The organism is Tenacibaculum discolor, assembly GCF_003664185.1.
Taxonomy (GTDB): Bacteria; Bacteroidota; Bacteroidia; order Flavobacteriales; family Flavobacteriaceae; genus Polaribacter; species Polaribacter discolor.
Map to the genome: position 1 here is coordinate 420,842 of NZ_RCCS01000007.1, position 17,563 is coordinate 438,404.

Annotated in this window: 16 protein-coding genes; 11 read left to right on the forward strand and 5 right to left on the reverse strand. The window is 31.4% G+C overall.

All coding sequences use genetic code 11. The features are described 5' to 3' along the window. Positions 1-81: 81 nt before the first annotated feature. From C8N27_RS10435 to C8N27_RS10450, 4 genes are all read right to left on the reverse strand, one after another. Positions 82-525 (reverse strand): hypothetical protein, encoded by a 444-nt coding sequence (locus tag C8N27_RS10435; RefSeq protein ID WP_176550604.1) that lies wholly within the window; start codon positions 523-525, stop codon positions 82-84. After that, positions 525-878, reverse strand: a complete 354-nt coding sequence (locus C8N27_RS15800) for a hypothetical protein (RefSeq protein WP_147431721.1) — start codon at positions 876-878, stop codon at positions 525-527. The genes C8N27_RS10435 and C8N27_RS15800 overlap by 1 nt, the downstream gene beginning before the upstream one ends. A 260-nt stretch (positions 879-1,138) precedes the next feature. Then, positions 1,139-2,134, reverse strand: a complete 996-nt coding sequence (locus tag C8N27_RS10445) for a metal-dependent hydrolase (RefSeq protein WP_121147306.1) — start codon at positions 2,132-2,134, stop codon at positions 1,139-1,141. A gap of 24 nt (positions 2,135-2,158) precedes the next feature. Continuing rightward, positions 2,159-2,956 (reverse strand): hypothetical protein, encoded by a 798-nt coding sequence (locus C8N27_RS10450; protein ID WP_121147307.1) that lies wholly within the window; start codon positions 2,954-2,956, stop codon positions 2,159-2,161. A 455-nt stretch (positions 2,957-3,411) separates the two neighbouring features. Between C8N27_RS10450 and C8N27_RS10455 the strand changes: the two genes are divergently transcribed. The 10 genes from C8N27_RS10455 (at position 3,412) to C8N27_RS10500 (ending at position 12,934) form a co-directional block, all read left to right on the forward strand. Continuing rightward, on the forward strand, positions 3,412-5,622 hold the full coding sequence (locus C8N27_RS10455) for a tetratricopeptide repeat protein (RefSeq protein ID WP_121147308.1): 2,211 nt from the start codon (positions 3,412-3,414) through the stop codon (positions 5,620-5,622). After that, the gene (locus C8N27_RS10460) at positions 5,597-6,334 is read left to right on the forward strand and encodes a LytR/AlgR family response regulator transcription factor (protein WP_121147337.1); all 738 of its coding nucleotides are present in this window, start codon (positions 5,597-5,599) and stop codon (positions 6,332-6,334) included. Before C8N27_RS10455 ends, C8N27_RS10460 begins: the two co-directional genes overlap by 26 nt. 129 nt (positions 6,335-6,463) lie before the next feature. Beyond that, complete coding sequence (locus C8N27_RS10465) at positions 6,464-7,030, forward strand: hypothetical protein (protein WP_121147309.1); 567 nt, start codon at positions 6,464-6,466, stop codon at positions 7,028-7,030. Positions 7,031-7,070: 40 nt separating this feature from the next. Beyond that, positions 7,071-8,471 carry an FG-GAP repeat domain-containing protein gene (locus C8N27_RS10470; protein WP_121147310.1) on the forward strand — a complete coding sequence of 467 codons (1,401 nt, stop codon included), beginning with the start codon at positions 7,071-7,073 and terminating at the stop codon, positions 8,469-8,471. Positions 8,472-8,585: 114 nt separating this feature from the next. Next, the gene (locus C8N27_RS10475) at positions 8,586-8,972 is read left to right on the forward strand and encodes a hypothetical protein (RefSeq protein WP_121147311.1); all 387 of its coding nucleotides are present in this window, start codon (positions 8,586-8,588) and stop codon (positions 8,970-8,972) included. A 110-nt stretch (positions 8,973-9,082) separates the two neighbouring features. After that, positions 9,083-9,424, forward strand: a complete 342-nt coding sequence (locus C8N27_RS10480) for a hypothetical protein (RefSeq protein ID WP_121147312.1) — start codon at positions 9,083-9,085, stop codon at positions 9,422-9,424. Positions 9,425-9,436: 12 nt separating this feature from the next. Further along, positions 9,437-10,039 carry a hypothetical protein gene (locus C8N27_RS10485; RefSeq protein ID WP_121147313.1) on the forward strand — a complete coding sequence of 201 codons (603 nt, stop codon included), beginning with the start codon at positions 9,437-9,439 and terminating at the stop codon, positions 10,037-10,039. Between the two features lie 7 nt (positions 10,040-10,046). Continuing rightward, positions 10,047-11,339 (forward strand): PA3715 family protein, encoded by a 1,293-nt coding sequence (locus C8N27_RS10490; RefSeq protein WP_121147314.1) that lies wholly within the window; start codon positions 10,047-10,049, stop codon positions 11,337-11,339. Between the two features lie 4 nt (positions 11,340-11,343). Next, positions 11,344-11,637 (forward strand): DUF7677 family protein, encoded by a 294-nt coding sequence (locus C8N27_RS10495; RefSeq protein WP_120187696.1) that lies wholly within the window; start codon positions 11,344-11,346, stop codon positions 11,635-11,637. A 13-nt stretch (positions 11,638-11,650) separates the two neighbouring features. Next, entirely contained in the window at positions 11,651-12,934 is a 1,284-nt protein-coding gene (locus tag C8N27_RS10500; RefSeq protein ID WP_121147315.1) for a hypothetical protein, read from the forward strand. Between the two features lie 154 nt (positions 12,935-13,088). On the opposite strand, the gene mnmE is transcribed toward C8N27_RS10500, so the two are convergent. Beyond that, the gene (gene mnmE, locus C8N27_RS10505) at positions 13,089-14,483 is read right to left on the reverse strand and encodes a tRNA uridine-5-carboxymethylaminomethyl(34) synthesis GTPase MnmE (RefSeq protein WP_121147316.1); all 1,395 of its coding nucleotides are present in this window, start codon (positions 14,481-14,483) and stop codon (positions 13,089-13,091) included. A gap of 504 nt (positions 14,484-14,987) precedes the next feature. On the opposite strand from mnmE, the gene C8N27_RS10510 reads away from it, so the two are divergent. Then, a partial coding sequence (locus C8N27_RS10510; protein ID WP_449453303.1) for an HYR-like domain-containing protein occupies positions 14,988-17,563 on the forward strand: 2,576 nt, incomplete at its 3' end.

Genomic DNA, 17,563 nt, shown 5'->3' on the forward strand with positions numbered 1-17,563 from the left:
ATTTAACTTAATTTTTTAAGTCTTATTAATTATAAACCAAATAAGATTATAAGTCTTTGTTTTTTAGTGGTAAAACTGTATTTAAGAAGACGTTTTAGATACTTTCTTAAGTAAAGCTTTTTTCTTTTTTAATGCTTTTGAATGTCTAATAAGGTTATTTAGTCCAATAGTAACTAAAATAGATATACAAGCAGCCGTTCCTAACGCACCTCCATAACCATTGAAAAAAGTAGGGCTAACTGTATAAATAAAACCAAAAACAACTCCAGCGAAAACAATTGAAGTATAGTTTCGAGTAAGTTTTTCAGAAGTCATACCAACAAATGAGGCTCCAAAGAATACCCAAGGAATTTGTTTAGTTACATCTTCTGAAAATAGTTCAGGAAAAAGAAAGCAAAAGCCAGCAACAATAAGAGTGAGTAGAGCAGAGGCTCTTACAGGGCCTTGTTTATATTTAGTACTTACTAAAAACGTTAAAAAAGCTCCGAGTATACTTGTTAAGTATATTGATATTGTAGGAAGCATTATGAAAGGATTAAAAGCAATAAAGAGGATATAACAACACTACCAAAAGCAAAAGTACCCAGTTTGCCGCCGACCCCATGAAACAGATTTTTTGAAAACATATAAAAGATGCTAGCTATTGTACTTGAAATAACTATAAAGCTATAATCAATTGCAACATGCTTTTGCGACATTCCTACAAAACAACCACAATACATGGCATTAGGGATATTTTGAAGAAATGTTGATTTCTTGTTTAGGTTAGGTAAAAAGGAAGCGATTGTTCCTATAAATGCTGCTGCTAATACAGAATTAAAGTTAGTGAAAAGATGCAAGAAACTTGTAAGTAGAGCACCAGTTATAACAAAAATCATTACATAAAAAGGCTCAAAATCTATTTTTGTTACCTTAAAAAATTTTATATAAGTGTAAATTATGAGAGCACTAATAAGTGTTATTAGAGATATTACCGTAAAAATGTTCATATATTCCAATAATAACGCAGTAATAAATGCGAATTGAGTAAGAACTATAAAAACAATTGAAAAAAAGTGAAAATATTTATGTCTCAAATCTGAGTAATCCTGCTTTACAATAGAGCAGCAAATTTACGATATATAAAGGGATTACTCAGTTAATTTCCTTGAATTCTTATCCATAAGTCTTTTAATAATTGTTTTGCTTTTTCACGATTTCTAGGAACTTCATTTATAATAGTTTTACCTTGTTTTTCAGCTATTTCAAAGCTAAAAGCAAATTGTTGAAAGTTAGGAGCTACGCTTAAAAGGCCGAAACGAAGATCGTTTAAGTATAAACTATTATTTTTATCAGAAATGGTATACCAACCTTTGGTGATTTTAATGAGTCGTTTTACTGAAATATCATCTTTGTAATTACCCAATAAATGATGGTTTTTAGGATAGGAGTAGAACTCAATTGGTTGGGTATCAAAAAAAGAATAATAACCAATAAGGTAAGCATCTTCAGTTTCAACATTTGCTGACCATAAAATGGTATTAAAGGGGGTTGGTTTGGTTTCTATTTCTTTATAAGCTATTCCTTGTTCTTTTAAAGCATGTGCAAATTTAGTATAAGTAATTCCCTTGATAATAATGGTAATTGCCATATAAGAACTACTTACTATAAGACCTAAGTTGTTATATTTTCTTCTTTTTTTAGATCCTTTTGATTGAAACATAGCCATCAAAAGAAACATCAAAAAAGGTAGTGTATATATTGGATCGATAACAAAAATATTTTTGAAAGCTAACCGTATGTCTAAAGGCCAAAAAAGCTGAGTTCCCCAGGTAGTATGTGCATCGAGAATTGGGTGTGTAAAAAATCCCCAAAACATAAGTTGTGCCCATTCTTTAGTGGAGGCTTTTTTCTCATACAAGGAAATGAACCAACCGAAAATCCACCCAAAAACAATTGCAAAAAAAACAGAGTGAGTAAAACCCCTGTGTATTTCAAGCGCTGTAACAGTGTCGAAAAACTTACCAATGTACACATCTAAATCAGGGATAGTACCTGCAATAGCTCCATAAAGCATTGCTTTATTTCCTACCTTTTTTCCTAATACAGCTTCTCCAACAGCCGCCCCAAGAACAATTTGTGTGAGTGAATCCATAAAGCAAAAATACTTATAAAACTACTAGTAAATAGAGTTATAATATTCGTCAACCCATTCCGCAGGATATTTATTATATAAGTCGTTAAGAAGTAGCTTATTTGCTTCGGAAGTTTTAAAGTCTTTATAAAAACTACCAAGAACCCAAACTGTTTCTCTAGGTAAATCTGTTTTATGATACTCTAAAAGAACTTGTTTTGAAGTTTTTGAAGAGTCAACTAATAGTAGAACCAATGCTCCAGCTGTTTCAAAATTAAATTGATTAAAGAAAGGAGTCATTTTTTGAGCTCTTCTTAAGAGTATAGGATTCTCTAAGAAAAGTGTTGCTTTTAGTTTTCTTCTTAGACTAGGATAACTTGTATAAGAATTAACTTTGGTAACAAACTTTAAATTTTCTAAAAACTCGTTATATTCTGTATTGTATAAGTTTTCTATATCATTAATTGAATTCACTCCAAAGAGTAAAAATACCTTACTAGGTTTTAAAACATTAATATTATATCCTTTTCCAATTGAGGATAGTGCTCTTTCAATACCTTTTAATAAAAGTGGGTAATTGTTTTCTTTTACTTTTATAATAATGCCTAATCTAGATGAGTGAAAAAAAGCGTCAATAATTTTTTGTTTGTCAATTCCTTTTAATGCTTTAGTTAAAGTTGAGGTAATATCATAATGACGATAAGGGTAAAATTTACCTTGAAATTCATGTTGTAGAGCTTCATTTTCACTTTCAACAAAATGGTCTATAATTTTACTAGTTGTAAGTTTACCTATAGTTTGATATTTTTTTTCTTGTGATTGTGTTTTTATGTTTCTTTCCATGCATGAGATGTATTTATGATTGTTTGAATATTAGAAAAGCAGACTACACCATATAACCTTTTGAGGTAAAGGCCAATCTTTATAGTGCTCCGCTAGTAATGTATAGTCCCATTTTTTTAGTTTACAATTTGTAGTAAAATTATAAACCTATGTAAGTAGATAAAAATTTGTTTTATAAGCGTAGTAAACCGTTATAAATTTGAAGCAAAAATAGAAGAGTATTTTTAACTGAAGTTATAATTATAACAAGAAATCATCAAGTAAACTCTTCGTTTAGATTAGGTGATAAATTTTTAATTCTATATTTCAAACTTTGTGTTTTGGTTTTTACACTCTAACCTAATCATTTATTATTTTTTAATAAAAACTAGAATAAGTGTCAGTTAAAAGTTATTAAAATTAATTTTACTAGATTTAACTCCGCTATTTTGCTATAAACCAGCTATAAAAATTTTATGAAATTCATCAAGTATATTCTTACACTATCTGTTTTCTTCATTTTTACTGTGAATATTCATTCTCAAAACAAAAAAATAGATAGCCTAAAAATTGAATTAGAAAATAATAAAGCAGAAGATTCTATAAGAGTTAATCTTTTAATAGGTCTTTATTATGAGATTCAAGATTTAGAAATAGAAAAAGCTAGACTATTATTGAATGAAGCCGAAACAATTTCAAAAAAAATAAATTACTCTACAGGTAAAGCAGATGTTATCTACTACAAGGGGCATATAGATGTTAAAAAATCTAATTATAAAGAAAGTATTCTGAAATTTAAAGAAGCTATTAAATTATACAGATCTTTAAATAATAGTAAAGGAGAATCTTATGCAAATAATGGTATAGGAATGGCTTATTATTATCAAAGTGATTTTGCCAATGCTATAGTGTATTATAAAAAATCCGCAGAGATAGATGAATCATTAAATGACTTAAAAGGTGTTGCCGGAAGTTTAAATAATATGGGTAATATCTATGCTGACCAAGGAAATTATGTAGAAGCTATCAGTAATTATACTAGGTCTAAAGAGTTAAAACTAAAAGTCAAAGATACTATGGGTGTTGCAAGAGCATACACTAACATTGGAAGCATATTTGGAGAACAAGGAAATTACCCTAGAGCACTAGAGAATTTTAACACAGCAGTGGATATTTATGAAAAGTTAGGGCTATCTAACCATACAGCAGGATTAATGTTGAATATAGGAATGGTGTATGATAATCTAGGGAATGTTGAAAAGGCATTAATTTATGTAAATAAAGCTTTAGAAGTTTCTAAAAAACAAAATAACCAAATAACTATTGCTATCTGCTTAAGTGTTAAAGGAAGTATTTATAAAACCCAATTGAACTATGTAAATGCGCTGGAAGAATTTCAAAAGGCATTACAAATACGTGAAAGCATTAATAATAAGAGAGGAATAGGTATAAGCTTAAATGATGTAGCAGATGTTCAAATTTTAGTAAATCAAGAAACGAAGGCTCTAAAAAACTTTAAAAAAGCTGAAGTTGTAAATCAAGAAATAGGTTCTCAAATCGGTTTATGTCGTTCCTACTTAGGATTAGCTAGGTGTTTCAACTCTCAGAAGCAATATCAGAAGGCGCTCAATTATGTATTGAAAAGTCAAGAAATAGCTGTTGAAATGAAGTTACTAGAACTGCAAAAAGAAACCGCAGAGCTTCTTTCTATAATTTATAAGAATACAGGTGATTATAAAAAATCTCTTACAAACTATCAGCAATACAAAATATTAAATGATAGTATTTTCAACAAAGAAAATATTGAAAAAATTACCCAATTAGAATACGAGTATAAATATAAACAAGCTTTAGACTCAGCTAGTATTCGAGAGTTAAAATTAACTAAAACAGTACTTGATACTTCTCAAAATTTAAAAAAGTCACAACGAAATCTGTTTTTGGGGGTTGTTGCTTTTTTAATTATAACCTTGGCTTTAGGTATCATCATTCTACTCTTAAAACTGAGAAACGAAAAATCAAAAACACAAAATGTAATTATTGAACAAAAACTGTTGCGTTCGCAAATGACTCCGCATTTTATTTTTAATTCACTTTCAGTTTTGCAAGGCATGATTTTGAATAAAGAACAGAAAAAATCGGTTTCTTATTTATCTAAATTTTCAAAATTACTCCGAACCATTTTAGAAAACTCTAGAGATAGAACCGTGTTACTTTCTCAAGAATTAATTGCTGTAGATAACTATTTAGCGCTTCAAAATTTAGAAAACGAATCATATGCTTACACTATTTCTGTAGAAGACAGTATTGATACATCTAGCTTTAAAATTCCTCCAATGCTTATTCAGCCATTTGTAGAAAATGCTATAGAGCATGCTTTTGTGAACCAGACAGGAAATAAAACTATTAATATAAAACTTACTTATTCAAATGAAGAATTAATTTGTGTTATTAAAGATAACGGAGTAGGTATAGATTATTTGAAAGAGGGAAAAAATCAAGATAAGAAATCATTATCAACAACTATTACATCAGAACGATTACAAATACTATCAAAAGACTTTAAAAAGAAAGGTTCTGTTACTGTAGAAGACAGGAAAAAATATAACGAACAAGGAACTATTGTTACTTTGACAATCCCTTATATAATCATTGAAAGTAGTGAAAACATTAATAATAGAGGATAAAGAATATATTAGAAAAGGTTTACAAAACTTATTACAGTTACTGGATACAGAAATAACAGTATTGGGTGAATGTGAATATGTAAAAGAAGCGGTTGTAGTTGCCAATGCCTGTAAACCAGAGTTGGTTTTTTTAGATATAAACCTTACAGATGGTACGGGTTTTGATTTTTTAGAGCAAACAGAAAATCTCGATTTTAAAGTAATCTTTATTACTGCTTATGAAGAGCATGCTCTACGTGCTTTAAAGATTGGAGCTGTAGATTATTTATTAAAACCCGTTGATATAGACGAATTACAAACAGCACTAGAAAAAGTAGCACAACTCCCTATAAAACAACAAAAGCAACAAGTACAAATCACAAAACAAGCATGGAATAATGAAGATTCGAAATTAATTTTATCATTACATGATAGTTTTCAGGTAATTGATTTAAACGAATTGTTATTTTGTGAATCAGATAAAGGCTATACTACATTTTACTGCTCTAATAATAAGAAACATCTGGTTTCAAAAACCTTAAAAGAGTTTGAAGAGCGACTTTCTAATGCTAATTTTACACGTCCTCACCAATCCTATATAGTCAACTTAAAATTCATAGATAAGTACGATAAATCGGGGGTTATTCATCTAAAAAATGGTAAAAAAATACCAGTGTCTACTCGAAAAAAAGAACAGTTTTTAAACACTTTCTTAAACTGGACAAATAATTAAGTTATTGCTTTTACGAATATTCTGTAAAGTATCACGTTTATTTATTCAAAAACTCCAGAAATAGATCTTCTATTTCCTATTTCACTTTTGCTATATACTTTTAGTGGTGTAATAATAAAAAACACGAAAATGAAAGTATTAAAACTTATAGCAATCATTGCAATATTTACTTCGTTAGTTTCTTGCGGAAAATCAACAAGTAAGCAAGCAGCGAATAAAGAAGGATTTGCCGCTATAGAAAAAGAACTCAAAAACGAATTTGGTAATAAAGCATATTATACAGATTTAACAATTACTCATAATAAGTCAATAGGAAATATTATTGGAGTAACCGTTACCTCAGCACCTGAATCTCTAAAAATGGGACAATGGAACCAAACACAAGGTAAGTGGAAACAAAACTCAGAAATTTCATTAGAAGTACCTCAAGGAAGTAAAGCAGCAGACTTTATGTTTCAGCTAAAAAACAATATCAACTTGTCTAAATTAGGCGAACTAGTTGAAAAATCGAGCACTCAATTAACTGCTGAAAAAGGTATAGATAACCCTGTTTTAAACATGGCATATATCAAGTTTCCAAAAAATGGAAACATCACTAAAACTGAATACGTTGTGATGTTGAATCCTGAAAACGGAGGCACAACATTTACATTCCGATATAAATTAAACGGAGATTTTATCGAGATGGATTATTAATAAATTAAACATAAATATAACTCATTTAAAGCTTAAAATTATGAAAAAAAAGAATTTTAGAATTATTTTTACACTATTGTGCATTATTGCTTTCAGTAGTTGTGAACAACAAATTATTGAATTAGATTCAAGCTCATTAAATACTGAACATCAACAAAGAAAAGAACTCCCTGAACATAAACAGGTACAAGAAAAAATTCCGCCTGAGAGAAAACCTTTATCAAAAGAAGAATATGAACAAATTGTTATTTCATTTCAAGCAAAAAGTGAATTTAGTTTGAATTACAATAAAGATTGTTTAAATTATAACTTTTCAGCCTGTGTTCCATCAGGTGCGGATATATACGATTTTTTTTTATTTAAAGATGATAATCTATATGCTTATGTAGGAACAACGTATGGACCATTTAACAATTGTTTAGATTTTTATCAATATGATTTACCAGATGGTACTTATACCGTTAAGGCCTACATATATATATGGGATTATGTTAATGGAAATGGTTACCTCGAATGGTGGACAGCACCAACTCCTAGTATAACCATAAGCAATAATTACAATTCTTGGACAACTGCCAACAATGGAGATGATGGATGGTATGTAGGAGATTTTGATGGAGATGGCAAAGATGATATCTTTAGGTATGTTCTAGGTACTAGCGGAGCTGATGTATTTTTGTCTACAGGAAACAACTTTGTCCAGTCTGGAAGTTGGACAGGAGCTCATAATGGAGATGCAGGATGGTATGTAGGAGATTTTAATGGAGATGACAAAGATGATATTTTTAGGTATGTTCCAGGTACTAGTGGAGCTGACGTATTTTTATCTACAGGAAGTAGTTTTGTGCATTCTGGAAGTTGGACAGGAGCTCATAATGGAGATGCAGGATGGTATGTAGGAGATTTTAATGGAGATGGTAAAGATGATATTTTTAGGTATGTTCCAGGTACTAGTGGAGCTGACGTATTTTTATCTACTGGAAGTAGTTTTGTGCATTCTGGAAGTTGGACAGGAGCTCATAATGGAAATGCAGGATGGTATGTAGGAGATTTTAATGGAGATGGTAAAGATGATATCTTTAGATATGTTCCAGGTACTAGTGGAGCTGACGTGTTTTTATCTACAGGAAATAGTTTTATTCAGTCAGGAAGTTGGACAGGAGCTCACAATGGTAGTACTGGATGGCATATAGGAGATTTTAATGGAGATGGTAAAGATGATATGTTTAGATATTTGCCAGGTACTAGTGGAGCTGACGTGTTTTTATCTACTGGAAGTAGTTTTGTTCAGTCTGGAAGTTGGACAGGAGCTGGTAATGGAACTGATAGATGGTGCATAGGAAATTTTAATGAAGATGGTAAAGATGATATTTTCAGATATATCCCTTGTGAAACAGGAGCAGATATGTTTCTTTCTACAGGTTCAGCGTTTATGAACTAATTATCATTGTCAATAATAATTATAGTTTCAAGAAACACAAAAAAGCAAACCGATTTTTATATAATAAGTCGGTTTGCTAATCATTAAATTAAAAATAACCTAATCTTTATATCAATGGAGAAAATAATCACACTAAGAAACGAATATAATTCATTAGATACGCTTTATAATTATTTTAAAAACAAATCAACTTTTGATTGTGCTAAGGAATATGACAAATGGGAAATGAGAACTGACGAAAACGGACGAATAGCACAATGTATTGTACTTAAGAAAAGTGGAATGCATGCTATAAAACTCCATTTTGTAGAAGATAATACAGTAAAAATAAATCATGTCATACCAAATTCGATTATGAATGCTTATTTTGGTAAAAGCCATGAGGCACGACAAAATATTATTGAAATAATTACGGGCAAAATAAAAAATGCTTTGTTAGCTCCTGCTCAGCAAAGAGCTTTTCAAGAGTTAGAAGCAGAAGTAAATACTTTAGCTATATGATTTAATTAGATCTAATAGTTAAAAAAACAACTGTTTTATTTAGTTGTGATTGTGGATATTATTTATTAATTAACAATAAATTATAACAATTCTACAAGAAAACTAGAAATATGAAAATACTAAAACAAATTGCTACATATACTTTATGGGCAATAGTTTCCATAGTGTTAGGTATAACGTATATGCGGATTGTTTTAGGAGCTAATAATATGCCTAAAGAAGGATTGGGATATTTAGCTCATATGTTTTATAATTGGGGCTTGTTTCATATTGGATTGGTAGTTGGACTCGTAATTACTTTTTTGCTTATCCTTTTAGATGTTTTTTATCTAAAAAAGAAATTTAAAAAGAAAGGTAAATTAATTATTGTTCAATTTGGAGCTCTTTTTATAATTACTATCGTAGTGGCCATCATACATTATGTGTTAGAAAAAGTAATCGACATAATTTAAACAAAATCACAAATGGAAATAGTATTTATCTTCTTTCTCATTTTACTTTTTGGTATAGTCCTATTCCTGAGTTACAAAATTGTAAAATGGGTTATTGCAAGAAAAGGAAGAGTTGTAGGTGTGGTATCAATACTGTTTGTCACAATTGTTAGCGTTACTATTTACCAGTTGTTTTTTGTAAAAATGGAATTCATTCAATCGAACGTATATCCTAATTTATATTTGGTAAAAAATGAGATTAAAAACCAAGATTCTTTAAACAATATCATTAAAAAAATAGTTGTCGAAAAAATAGATCTCAATTTTATAGCCAATGGAAAAAAATACACAGAAAACACACACAAAGCACCTTACGCAGCGTTAGCTTTTTATAACTATTCCAAAAGTTCCAGACTATCTATATTTCAAGATTACGGTACTGCCTATTTTATAAATCATGAAGAAGATTTAGGCGGTTTTTCGGTAGAAGATTTGAGCATGTATCAGAATGAAAAACTAGCCATTTTCAATATCCGTCTTTATAAAAATGACAGTACACAACATTATGGTCTATTGGAGTATTATGAAAAAGGTGATGTTGTAAAAATAGATACCATTATATTACAAAAAAAATAAACTTAAAATGAAATATAGCTATCTACTGATAATATTTTTACTTCTCGCTTGCGTAAAAAGCAATAAAGAAAAAACGCCAGTAAAAGGAGCCATAGAAATACAAGAAATAGAAAATGCTGTAGAAACAGTAGCTGATGAAATTGAAGCTGTAGCCCAACCATCAGAACATTTTACTACAACCTTTAAAGAAGAACTATTGAAGCTAAAATTAAAAACGGTTCCTTTGGTGGATAGCACTTCGTTTGATAACCTTATAGATAAGGGCGATTATCAAAAAATAAATACCGAAGCCTTAAAGCTTGCTAAGGTTTATAAAAATTGGAAAGAACTCAAGCCTAATTACCGTGCCATTGATGCATACCGATTAAACTTATCCAAAGACTTTTACACTGTAGTCATAACAGCATTACAAAGCGATGAGGAAATAGAATCTAGACTTATTAATTATGACTTAGAAGGTAATGTGATTGCTTATGAGATAATAGCTTATGATGAGATTGTTGAAAGCTGGGCTCGAACAAAATCAATAATAGAAACAGATCGTATTACCATCAACTATCAATACAAGGTGAGCGAAGAAACAGATGTTGTTAAAATTGAACCTAACGGAAAATTTAGAATGCTAGGCATTAGCGATATATTTTATGAATTGGTAATAGACGAGTTAAATATAGATCGCTCTAAACTAATGCCCGCCTTACAAGCATTTAAAATACTGCCCAACCGCCCACATGAAGCTATTGTGGTTATTCCCGAAATCGTAGAAGGTAGCGAAGAAGAACATTACTTTTCGCTCAATACACATATTGCCTATGTTAATATAGAAAACAAACAGGTTTTATTTCACTATTTTGAAAGTGCTGAAACAAACGGCTGGACCTCAGATGCTATAATGCTAACAGAAATAGTTATAGATACTGCACCTTATACCATTACGGAAAATGAACGTGCTTTTGGAGTTAAGACTCATTTTGTTGGTAGTTCACGTGTAAATCCTTATGAAAATGAAAGTCTTTCCTTGTTTATAATAGCTAATAACAATTTGCAGAAAGTCCTACATAATTTTGAAATAATAGACAATGGAGGTGAATGGGATGGTAATTGTCATGGTGAATTTATAACCGAAAAAAGAACACTCATTATTTCAGAAGAAAAAAACAATGGTTATTTTGATATTTTAGTAAAACATAAAATCATCAATAATATAGCTTTTGAAGATGAAAATGGAGATTGTAAAAGTAAAGATACCATCACTACCAAAACATCGGTGTTAAAATTTGATGGTAAAACCTATAAATAAATACATGAAACTAAGCGAATCATTTAGCGGAGCACTTAGAACCTTTGCATATTTTATGGCAAGTGGTACACACTACCTGTTAAAAGGTGTTGATTATCTAAAACTTTATGGCGAAGAGCCCAGTGCAATTGAACAAGCCTTTGCCATTTTTGCCAATGTCATAGAGCTGGATGAAAATGGAGAAGTACTCAATGCAAAGCATGCCGAAAAAAGAGCGGTAGATTATATCCGTTCGTATTGTGACCCTAATTTTAAAGTAATGCCTCCATACGAAGACTGGGAATTAGAGTTACATTAATTTTTAAAAAAATATGAAAAATAAAATTACACCACTTTTTTTACTGGCTATTTTACTGAGTCTTTATTTAGCCTCTTGTAAAAATACACCTGAAAAACCTGTAAAAACAGAAATCAATACAGTGTTTAAAGTAGAAGCAGATAATAAAGACATTATAAAGTCTTCAGAAGAAGAAAGTAAGACTCTTGATAGTTTTAAAAGCCGTTTAAGGCCAGATGAAGAATTGCACCTTGGAAAAATTTACACCGATACAGTTGCCTATGTAGATTTTAACAATATTGATTATGACGAAGTGTTATTTACTGTAAAAAGCAATGATGATACAGTTGCATTGATTAGTGATGATAAATGGGAAGGAACATTTTTTAAAGAACAAATAATTATTATAAACTGGAAAATAGACAGTATTAGACCTGCTGGTGACCCTGAGTATTTAGATTTTAAAGAATTTTTAGTGTCATCAACAAAAGTAAAGACTTCCGAACTTAACAATAAAAACGTAAAAATTTTATGGCGGGATACGGTGTATGACGAAGAATTAAAAACAGATATTAACATTATCGTGCTTAATAAAGATTATCAAAAAAACATCACTGAACCCGAAAGAGCTGCTTTGGGTTATATTTCTACTTTTGTAGGGAATGAATGCGAATGGGATGGAAGAAATCCTAATGAAAGCAGAAGCAACTTAGAGTGTAAACTGCTCACTTACTTAGATTTAGGTTACCAATGTTCCGACAGACATTTAGACTTTTTAAACCAATGGTTTTCAAAAGATTCTGTGTCGATAGAAAAATTGAAACGCTGTACCACAATACCAAATGGCGCTACGATGCAATCAACATTTGATGAAATTTTATTGGAAACAAATACTCAAAATCAAATAATAACAATCACCTATAAAGTTAAGGTTATAAATGTCCGAGAGAGTAGTGTAATTCGTTACATCACAACAGATATCTTTAAATATAATTCAGAAGGAATAATTTTAGTAGATTCAGAAAGAAGAGCAAATAATTCTTTTGTTATTTCCTGTGGTTCTGGTTGCGCAATGATCTATACAGAAAACAAAATTGTAACTAACAACAATTTTAGTGAAGTAACTTTTAAAGTAGAAATGTTTGTTAACGAAGTTCTGTCAAAAGAATACGAGGAAACCTATAGCTATATATGCAACCCTTCAAATAATGAGACTGAAATAAAATTAAAGGGAGATGATGATTATAATATAGAAAATCAACATCCAGAAATTCAGAAACAACTTAAACTATATATACCTAAAATATGTACAAACTAAAACAGTAGAATGATCATACAAGAAGCAAAAAACTAATTCATAAAGAACAAAATAGAAGAATACTATGCTGGAAAACCTGTCATTGAGAAAAAATTAGCTTAATGTATTGATTTTATTGGGTTTTGTTTCTTTTGGTTTCCTTTGTTTTCGTTTCTTACTTCCCAATACAGAAATTCCCAAAAATATGTCCTAGAATATCTTTATCAACATCATATTCACCAGTAATATTTCCTAAGTGTCTTAGACACTCTCGAATATCAATAGCAAATAAATCAGAAGAAATATCTAAATCAATTCCATTTTTTACCGAATTAATACTTTCTAGAGCATGGTTTAGTGCTTCAAAGTGACGTGAGTTAGTAACAATTGTTTCATTGTTACTTAAAGCACCTGTGTTCACTAAAGAAATAAGTTCTTGTTTTAACTCATCAACACCAATATTTTGTTTAGCAGAAAGTAGAATTAAGTTTTCAATTTCTGATTGTAAAATAGAAGAATCATGGCAAGATAATGTATCTATTTTATTAGCAATAACTAATAAACGTTTATTAGGAAAACGCTGTTTAATAGTCTCTATTTCTTCTAAAAATAATTCTTTTGAGTGTATGTATTTATTAGAATCAATTAAAAAGATAATTAGTTGTGCATTTTCTGCTTTTTCATAAGCTTTTTTAATCCCGATGCTTTCAACAACATCTTCTGTTTCACGAATCCCGGCGGTATCAATAAAACGGAAAACAACACCATCAATAATTAGTTCATCTTCAATAGCATCACGAGTAGTACCAGCAATATCAGATACAATAGCTTTTTCTTCGTTTAGTAAGGCATTTAACAACGTAGATTTACCAACGTTAGGTTCTCCAATAATGGCAACAGGAATTCCATTTTTCATAGCATTTCCAAAAGCAAAAGAATCAATTAAACGCTTTAAAACAGCTGATATCTTAGCAACCAATTCTTTAAATTTGGTTCTATCAGCAAACTCAACATCTTCACCAGAAAAATCTAGTTCAAGCTCAATTAACGCAGCGAAATCTAATAGTTGAGCTCTTAATTCTTTTAATTCATTGGTGATACCTCCACGCATCTGCTGAATTGCCATTTGATGAGAAGCAGCAGAATTAGAAGCAATTACATCAGCAACAGCCTCAGCTTGCGATAAATCCATTTTACCATTTAAAAAAGCACGCATAGTAAACTCGCCATTATCAGCCATTCTACAATCATTTTGTAAGAAAAGTTGAATGATTTCTTGTTGAATAAAACTAGAACCATGACACGAAATTTCTACTACATCTTCACCAGTATAAGAGTGCGGGTTTTTAAAAATAGACACTAAAACTTGATCAATAACCACTCCATTATTTACAATATGACCTAAGTGTAGGGTATGAGATTTTTGATTTAATAATGATTTATTTTTCTTTATAGAAGAGAAAAATGAATCTACAATTTTTATCGATTTCTCCCCAGAAAGTCTAATAACAGCAATAGCACCAACCCCTGCTGGTGTTGCTAAAGCAATAATTGTATCGTTTTGTATCATACTGCAAAATTACCTAATTAAAAAAGAAGTATTATAAAATATATAGAACATATTTTTTACCTGTATGAGCATAGGGGAAAACACCCTTTTTTAACATTTCATTTTTTAAACCTAAAAATAAGTGCTACTTTTGGTATAACAGTTTTTAGAACTTAAAAAACGTTAATCCCTCAAAATAATACTATTCCCACTCAGTATTATTTTAGTTTCCTCAAAAAATTTATTGTATACCCATTGTGTATTATTGATGTATTACATTCTTGTAATACTCAGAAATGCGTAACCCTTAATTACCCCAACCACCCCCATTTTACCCTATCCCCGTAAAATGGTTTTAGCTAACACTAAGACTTGATAAGAGTAATACCTAAAGAAGTTTAGAGTATTTAAAAGTTAAATTTTAAAAGTTAAGGTATGGGAATGAAAACTACTCATTTAAGAAAATTAATGCTGATACTTTTGTTGTTTAGTGCTAACTATATTTTTTCACAAACAACGGTATCTATGCAGAGTCCCTGTAGCCTTTCTGGGTGTGGAGCTCAGGATGTTGAAATAGGGAGTGTTTATATAGGAGACATAAATGGAAATCCAATAAGCACGTGTACAGTAGGGCAACAGCTCTCTAACGTTTATTTATATGTAGATATTTCAAAAGCAGCAAGTAAAATTGACCTATACATGCAGTTTTACTTGATGAATGGTACAGATAAAATTGATAAAGACGGAAATGTTTATGTAGGTACTGATAAGATTAGTATTGGAATCCCAGGTTCAATTAGTCCAGGTACTTATCAAATGTTTGAATTAATAAATTACACTTGTGGTGAAGAATTAACTTTAACAGACGTTTATCTTTCTTGGCAAACACCTGGAAGTGTTGTAGGACCAGGATGTGCTACACAAACTTCCAAGTGTTCTGGTGAGAACTTACCACCAATTGATGTACAAACACCAATAGCACCAGATTTTACATTTGAATATAATTGTGGAACTAACGATAGCGGATTTCAAGGAGCAACATTTACAAATACTTCTACAGGAGGAGATGGGGTGTTAACTTATGAATGGAGTTTTGGAACGGATGCTTCTCCGACGGTGGCAACATCAGAAGGGCCTCATCTTGTTAATTACACGAGTGCAGGATCAAAGATGGTAACATTAATTGTGACCGACGAAGATGGTGATACAAACTCAATAATAAAAAATATTACCATTGATAGTACTCCTACAGCTGTTATTGTTGGAACGAATATTACTTGTAATGGGGTTAATGATGGCACAGCTGATTTAACAGTAACAGGAGGAAAAGCTCCTTATACCTATTTATGGAGTACGGGAGCCACTACAGAAGATGTAAGTGGCTTAGGAGTAGGAACACATAATGTTATTGTAACAGATGCCAATGGTTGTATAGCATTAGCGGATGTTACTATAACAGAACCACCAATATTATCTCTTTCTCTTTTAGGAAGTGATTTAAGTTGTGGAGGAAGTGATGGAGCTATTGATTTGACAGTATCAGGAGGAACAGCAGATTATACTTACTTATGGAATACAGGAGCAACTACAGAAGACCTTAGTGGGTTAACAGAGGGGACTTATACAGTTACCGTTACTGATGCTAATGGTTGTCAAGAAGTAGATTCTATTACCTTAGTATCAAATGATGATGAGGATCCTGTAATAAGTGTTCCTGAAACTTTAGACTTAGAAGGTTGTGATGAAAACGATATTACAAATACTAATGCTAGATACTCTTTTAGTTTAGTAGAATCTTCAGATATAAAAGATAGCTTTTTTACCACTGGTTATACGGCTTCAGATGATGGAACAATAGCAAATATAACTTATATAGATGCAATTAGTTCTGATGATGGATGTATTACTACAGTTACAAGAACGTTTACTGTAACAGATACTTGTGGTAAAACAGGAACAGATTCAATTATAATTACTATTCAAGACACAGAAAATCCTGTATTATCATCAGAACCAGCCGATGTAAGTGTAGACTGTGAAGCAATTCCAGTAGTACCAACCATCACTGCAACAGATAATTGTAATAATGCTATAGTAGTATTCACTGAAGTAAGTAATACGGTAGTAGATGGCTGTGGAGAGATTGTACGTAAATGGGATGCTACAGATCAGTGTGGAAACACAGTAAGTCATACCCAAACCATCACTGTAACCGATACTACTGCACCAGTCTTATCATCAGAACCAGCTGATGTAAGTGTAGACTGTGAAGCAATCCCAGCAGTACCAACCATCACCGCAACCGATAATTGTGATACTGTAGTAGACGTAGTGTTTACTGAAGTAAGTAATACAGTAGTAGACGGCTGTGGAGAGATTGTACGCCAATGGGAATCAACCGATAATTGTGGAAACACAGTAAGTCATACCCAAACCATCACTGTAACCGATACTACTGCACCAGTCTTATCATCAGAACCAGCTGATGTAAGTGTAGACTGTGAAGCAATCCCAGCAGTACCAACCATCACCGCAACCGATAATTGTGATACTGTAGTAGACGTAGTGTTTACTGAAGTAAGTAATACAGTAGTAGACGGCTGTGGAGAGATTGTACGCCAATGGGAATCAACCGATAATTGTGGAAACACAGTAAGTCATACCCAAACCATCACTGTAACCGATACTACTGCACCAGTCTTATCAGAGGAACCAGCTGATGTAAGTGTAGACTGTGAAGCGATACTAGCAGTACCAACAATTACCGCAACCGATAATTGTGATACAGTAGTAGATGTAGTGTTTACTGAAGTAAGTAACACGGTAGTAGACGGCTGTGGAGAGATTGTACGTCAATGGGAATCAACCGATAATTGTGGAAACACAGTAAGTCATACCCAAACCATCACTGTAACCGATACTACTGCACCAGTCTTATCAGAGGAACCAGCCGATGTAAGTGTGGACTGTGAAGCAATACCAGCAGTACCAACAATTACCGCAACCGATAATTGTGATACAGTAGTAGACGTAGTGTTTACCGAAGTAAGTAATACGGTGGTAGATGGCTGTGGAGAGATTGTACGCCAATGGGAATCAAC

Coding starts and splice junctions, on each gene's coding strand:
- C8N27_RS10435 (WP_176550604.1), bottom strand. CDS start 525: ATGCTTCCTACAATATCAATATACTTAACAAGTATACTCGGAGCTTTT.
- C8N27_RS15800 (WP_147431721.1), bottom strand. CDS start 878: ATGATTTTTGTTATAACTGGTGCTCTACTTACAAGTTTCTTGCATCTT.
- C8N27_RS10445 (WP_121147306.1), bottom strand. CDS start 2,134: ATGGATTCACTCACACAAATTGTTCTTGGGGCGGCTGTTGGAGAAGCT.
- C8N27_RS10450 (WP_121147307.1), bottom strand. CDS start 2,956: ATGGAAAGAAACATAAAAACACAATCACAAGAAAAAAAATATCAAACT.
- C8N27_RS10455 (WP_121147308.1), top strand. CDS start 3,412: ATGAAATTCATCAAGTATATTCTTACACTATCTGTTTTCTTCATTTTT.
- C8N27_RS10465 (WP_121147309.1), top strand. CDS start 6,464: ATGAAAGTATTAAAACTTATAGCAATCATTGCAATATTTACTTCGTTA.
- C8N27_RS10470 (WP_121147310.1), top strand. CDS start 7,071: ATGAAAAAAAAGAATTTTAGAATTATTTTTACACTATTGTGCATTATT.
- C8N27_RS10475 (WP_121147311.1), top strand. CDS start 8,586: ATGGAGAAAATAATCACACTAAGAAACGAATATAATTCATTAGATACG.
- C8N27_RS10480 (WP_121147312.1), top strand. CDS start 9,083: ATGAAAATACTAAAACAAATTGCTACATATACTTTATGGGCAATAGTT.
- C8N27_RS10485 (WP_121147313.1), top strand. CDS start 9,437: ATGGAAATAGTATTTATCTTCTTTCTCATTTTACTTTTTGGTATAGTC.
- C8N27_RS10490 (WP_121147314.1), top strand. CDS start 10,047: ATGAAATATAGCTATCTACTGATAATATTTTTACTTCTCGCTTGCGTA.
- C8N27_RS10495 (WP_120187696.1), top strand. CDS start 11,344: ATGAAACTAAGCGAATCATTTAGCGGAGCACTTAGAACCTTTGCATAT.
- C8N27_RS10500 (WP_121147315.1), top strand. CDS start 11,651: ATGAAAAATAAAATTACACCACTTTTTTTACTGGCTATTTTACTGAGT.
- mnmE (WP_121147316.1), bottom strand. CDS start 14,483: ATGATACAAAACGATACAATTATTGCTTTAGCAACACCAGCAGGGGTT.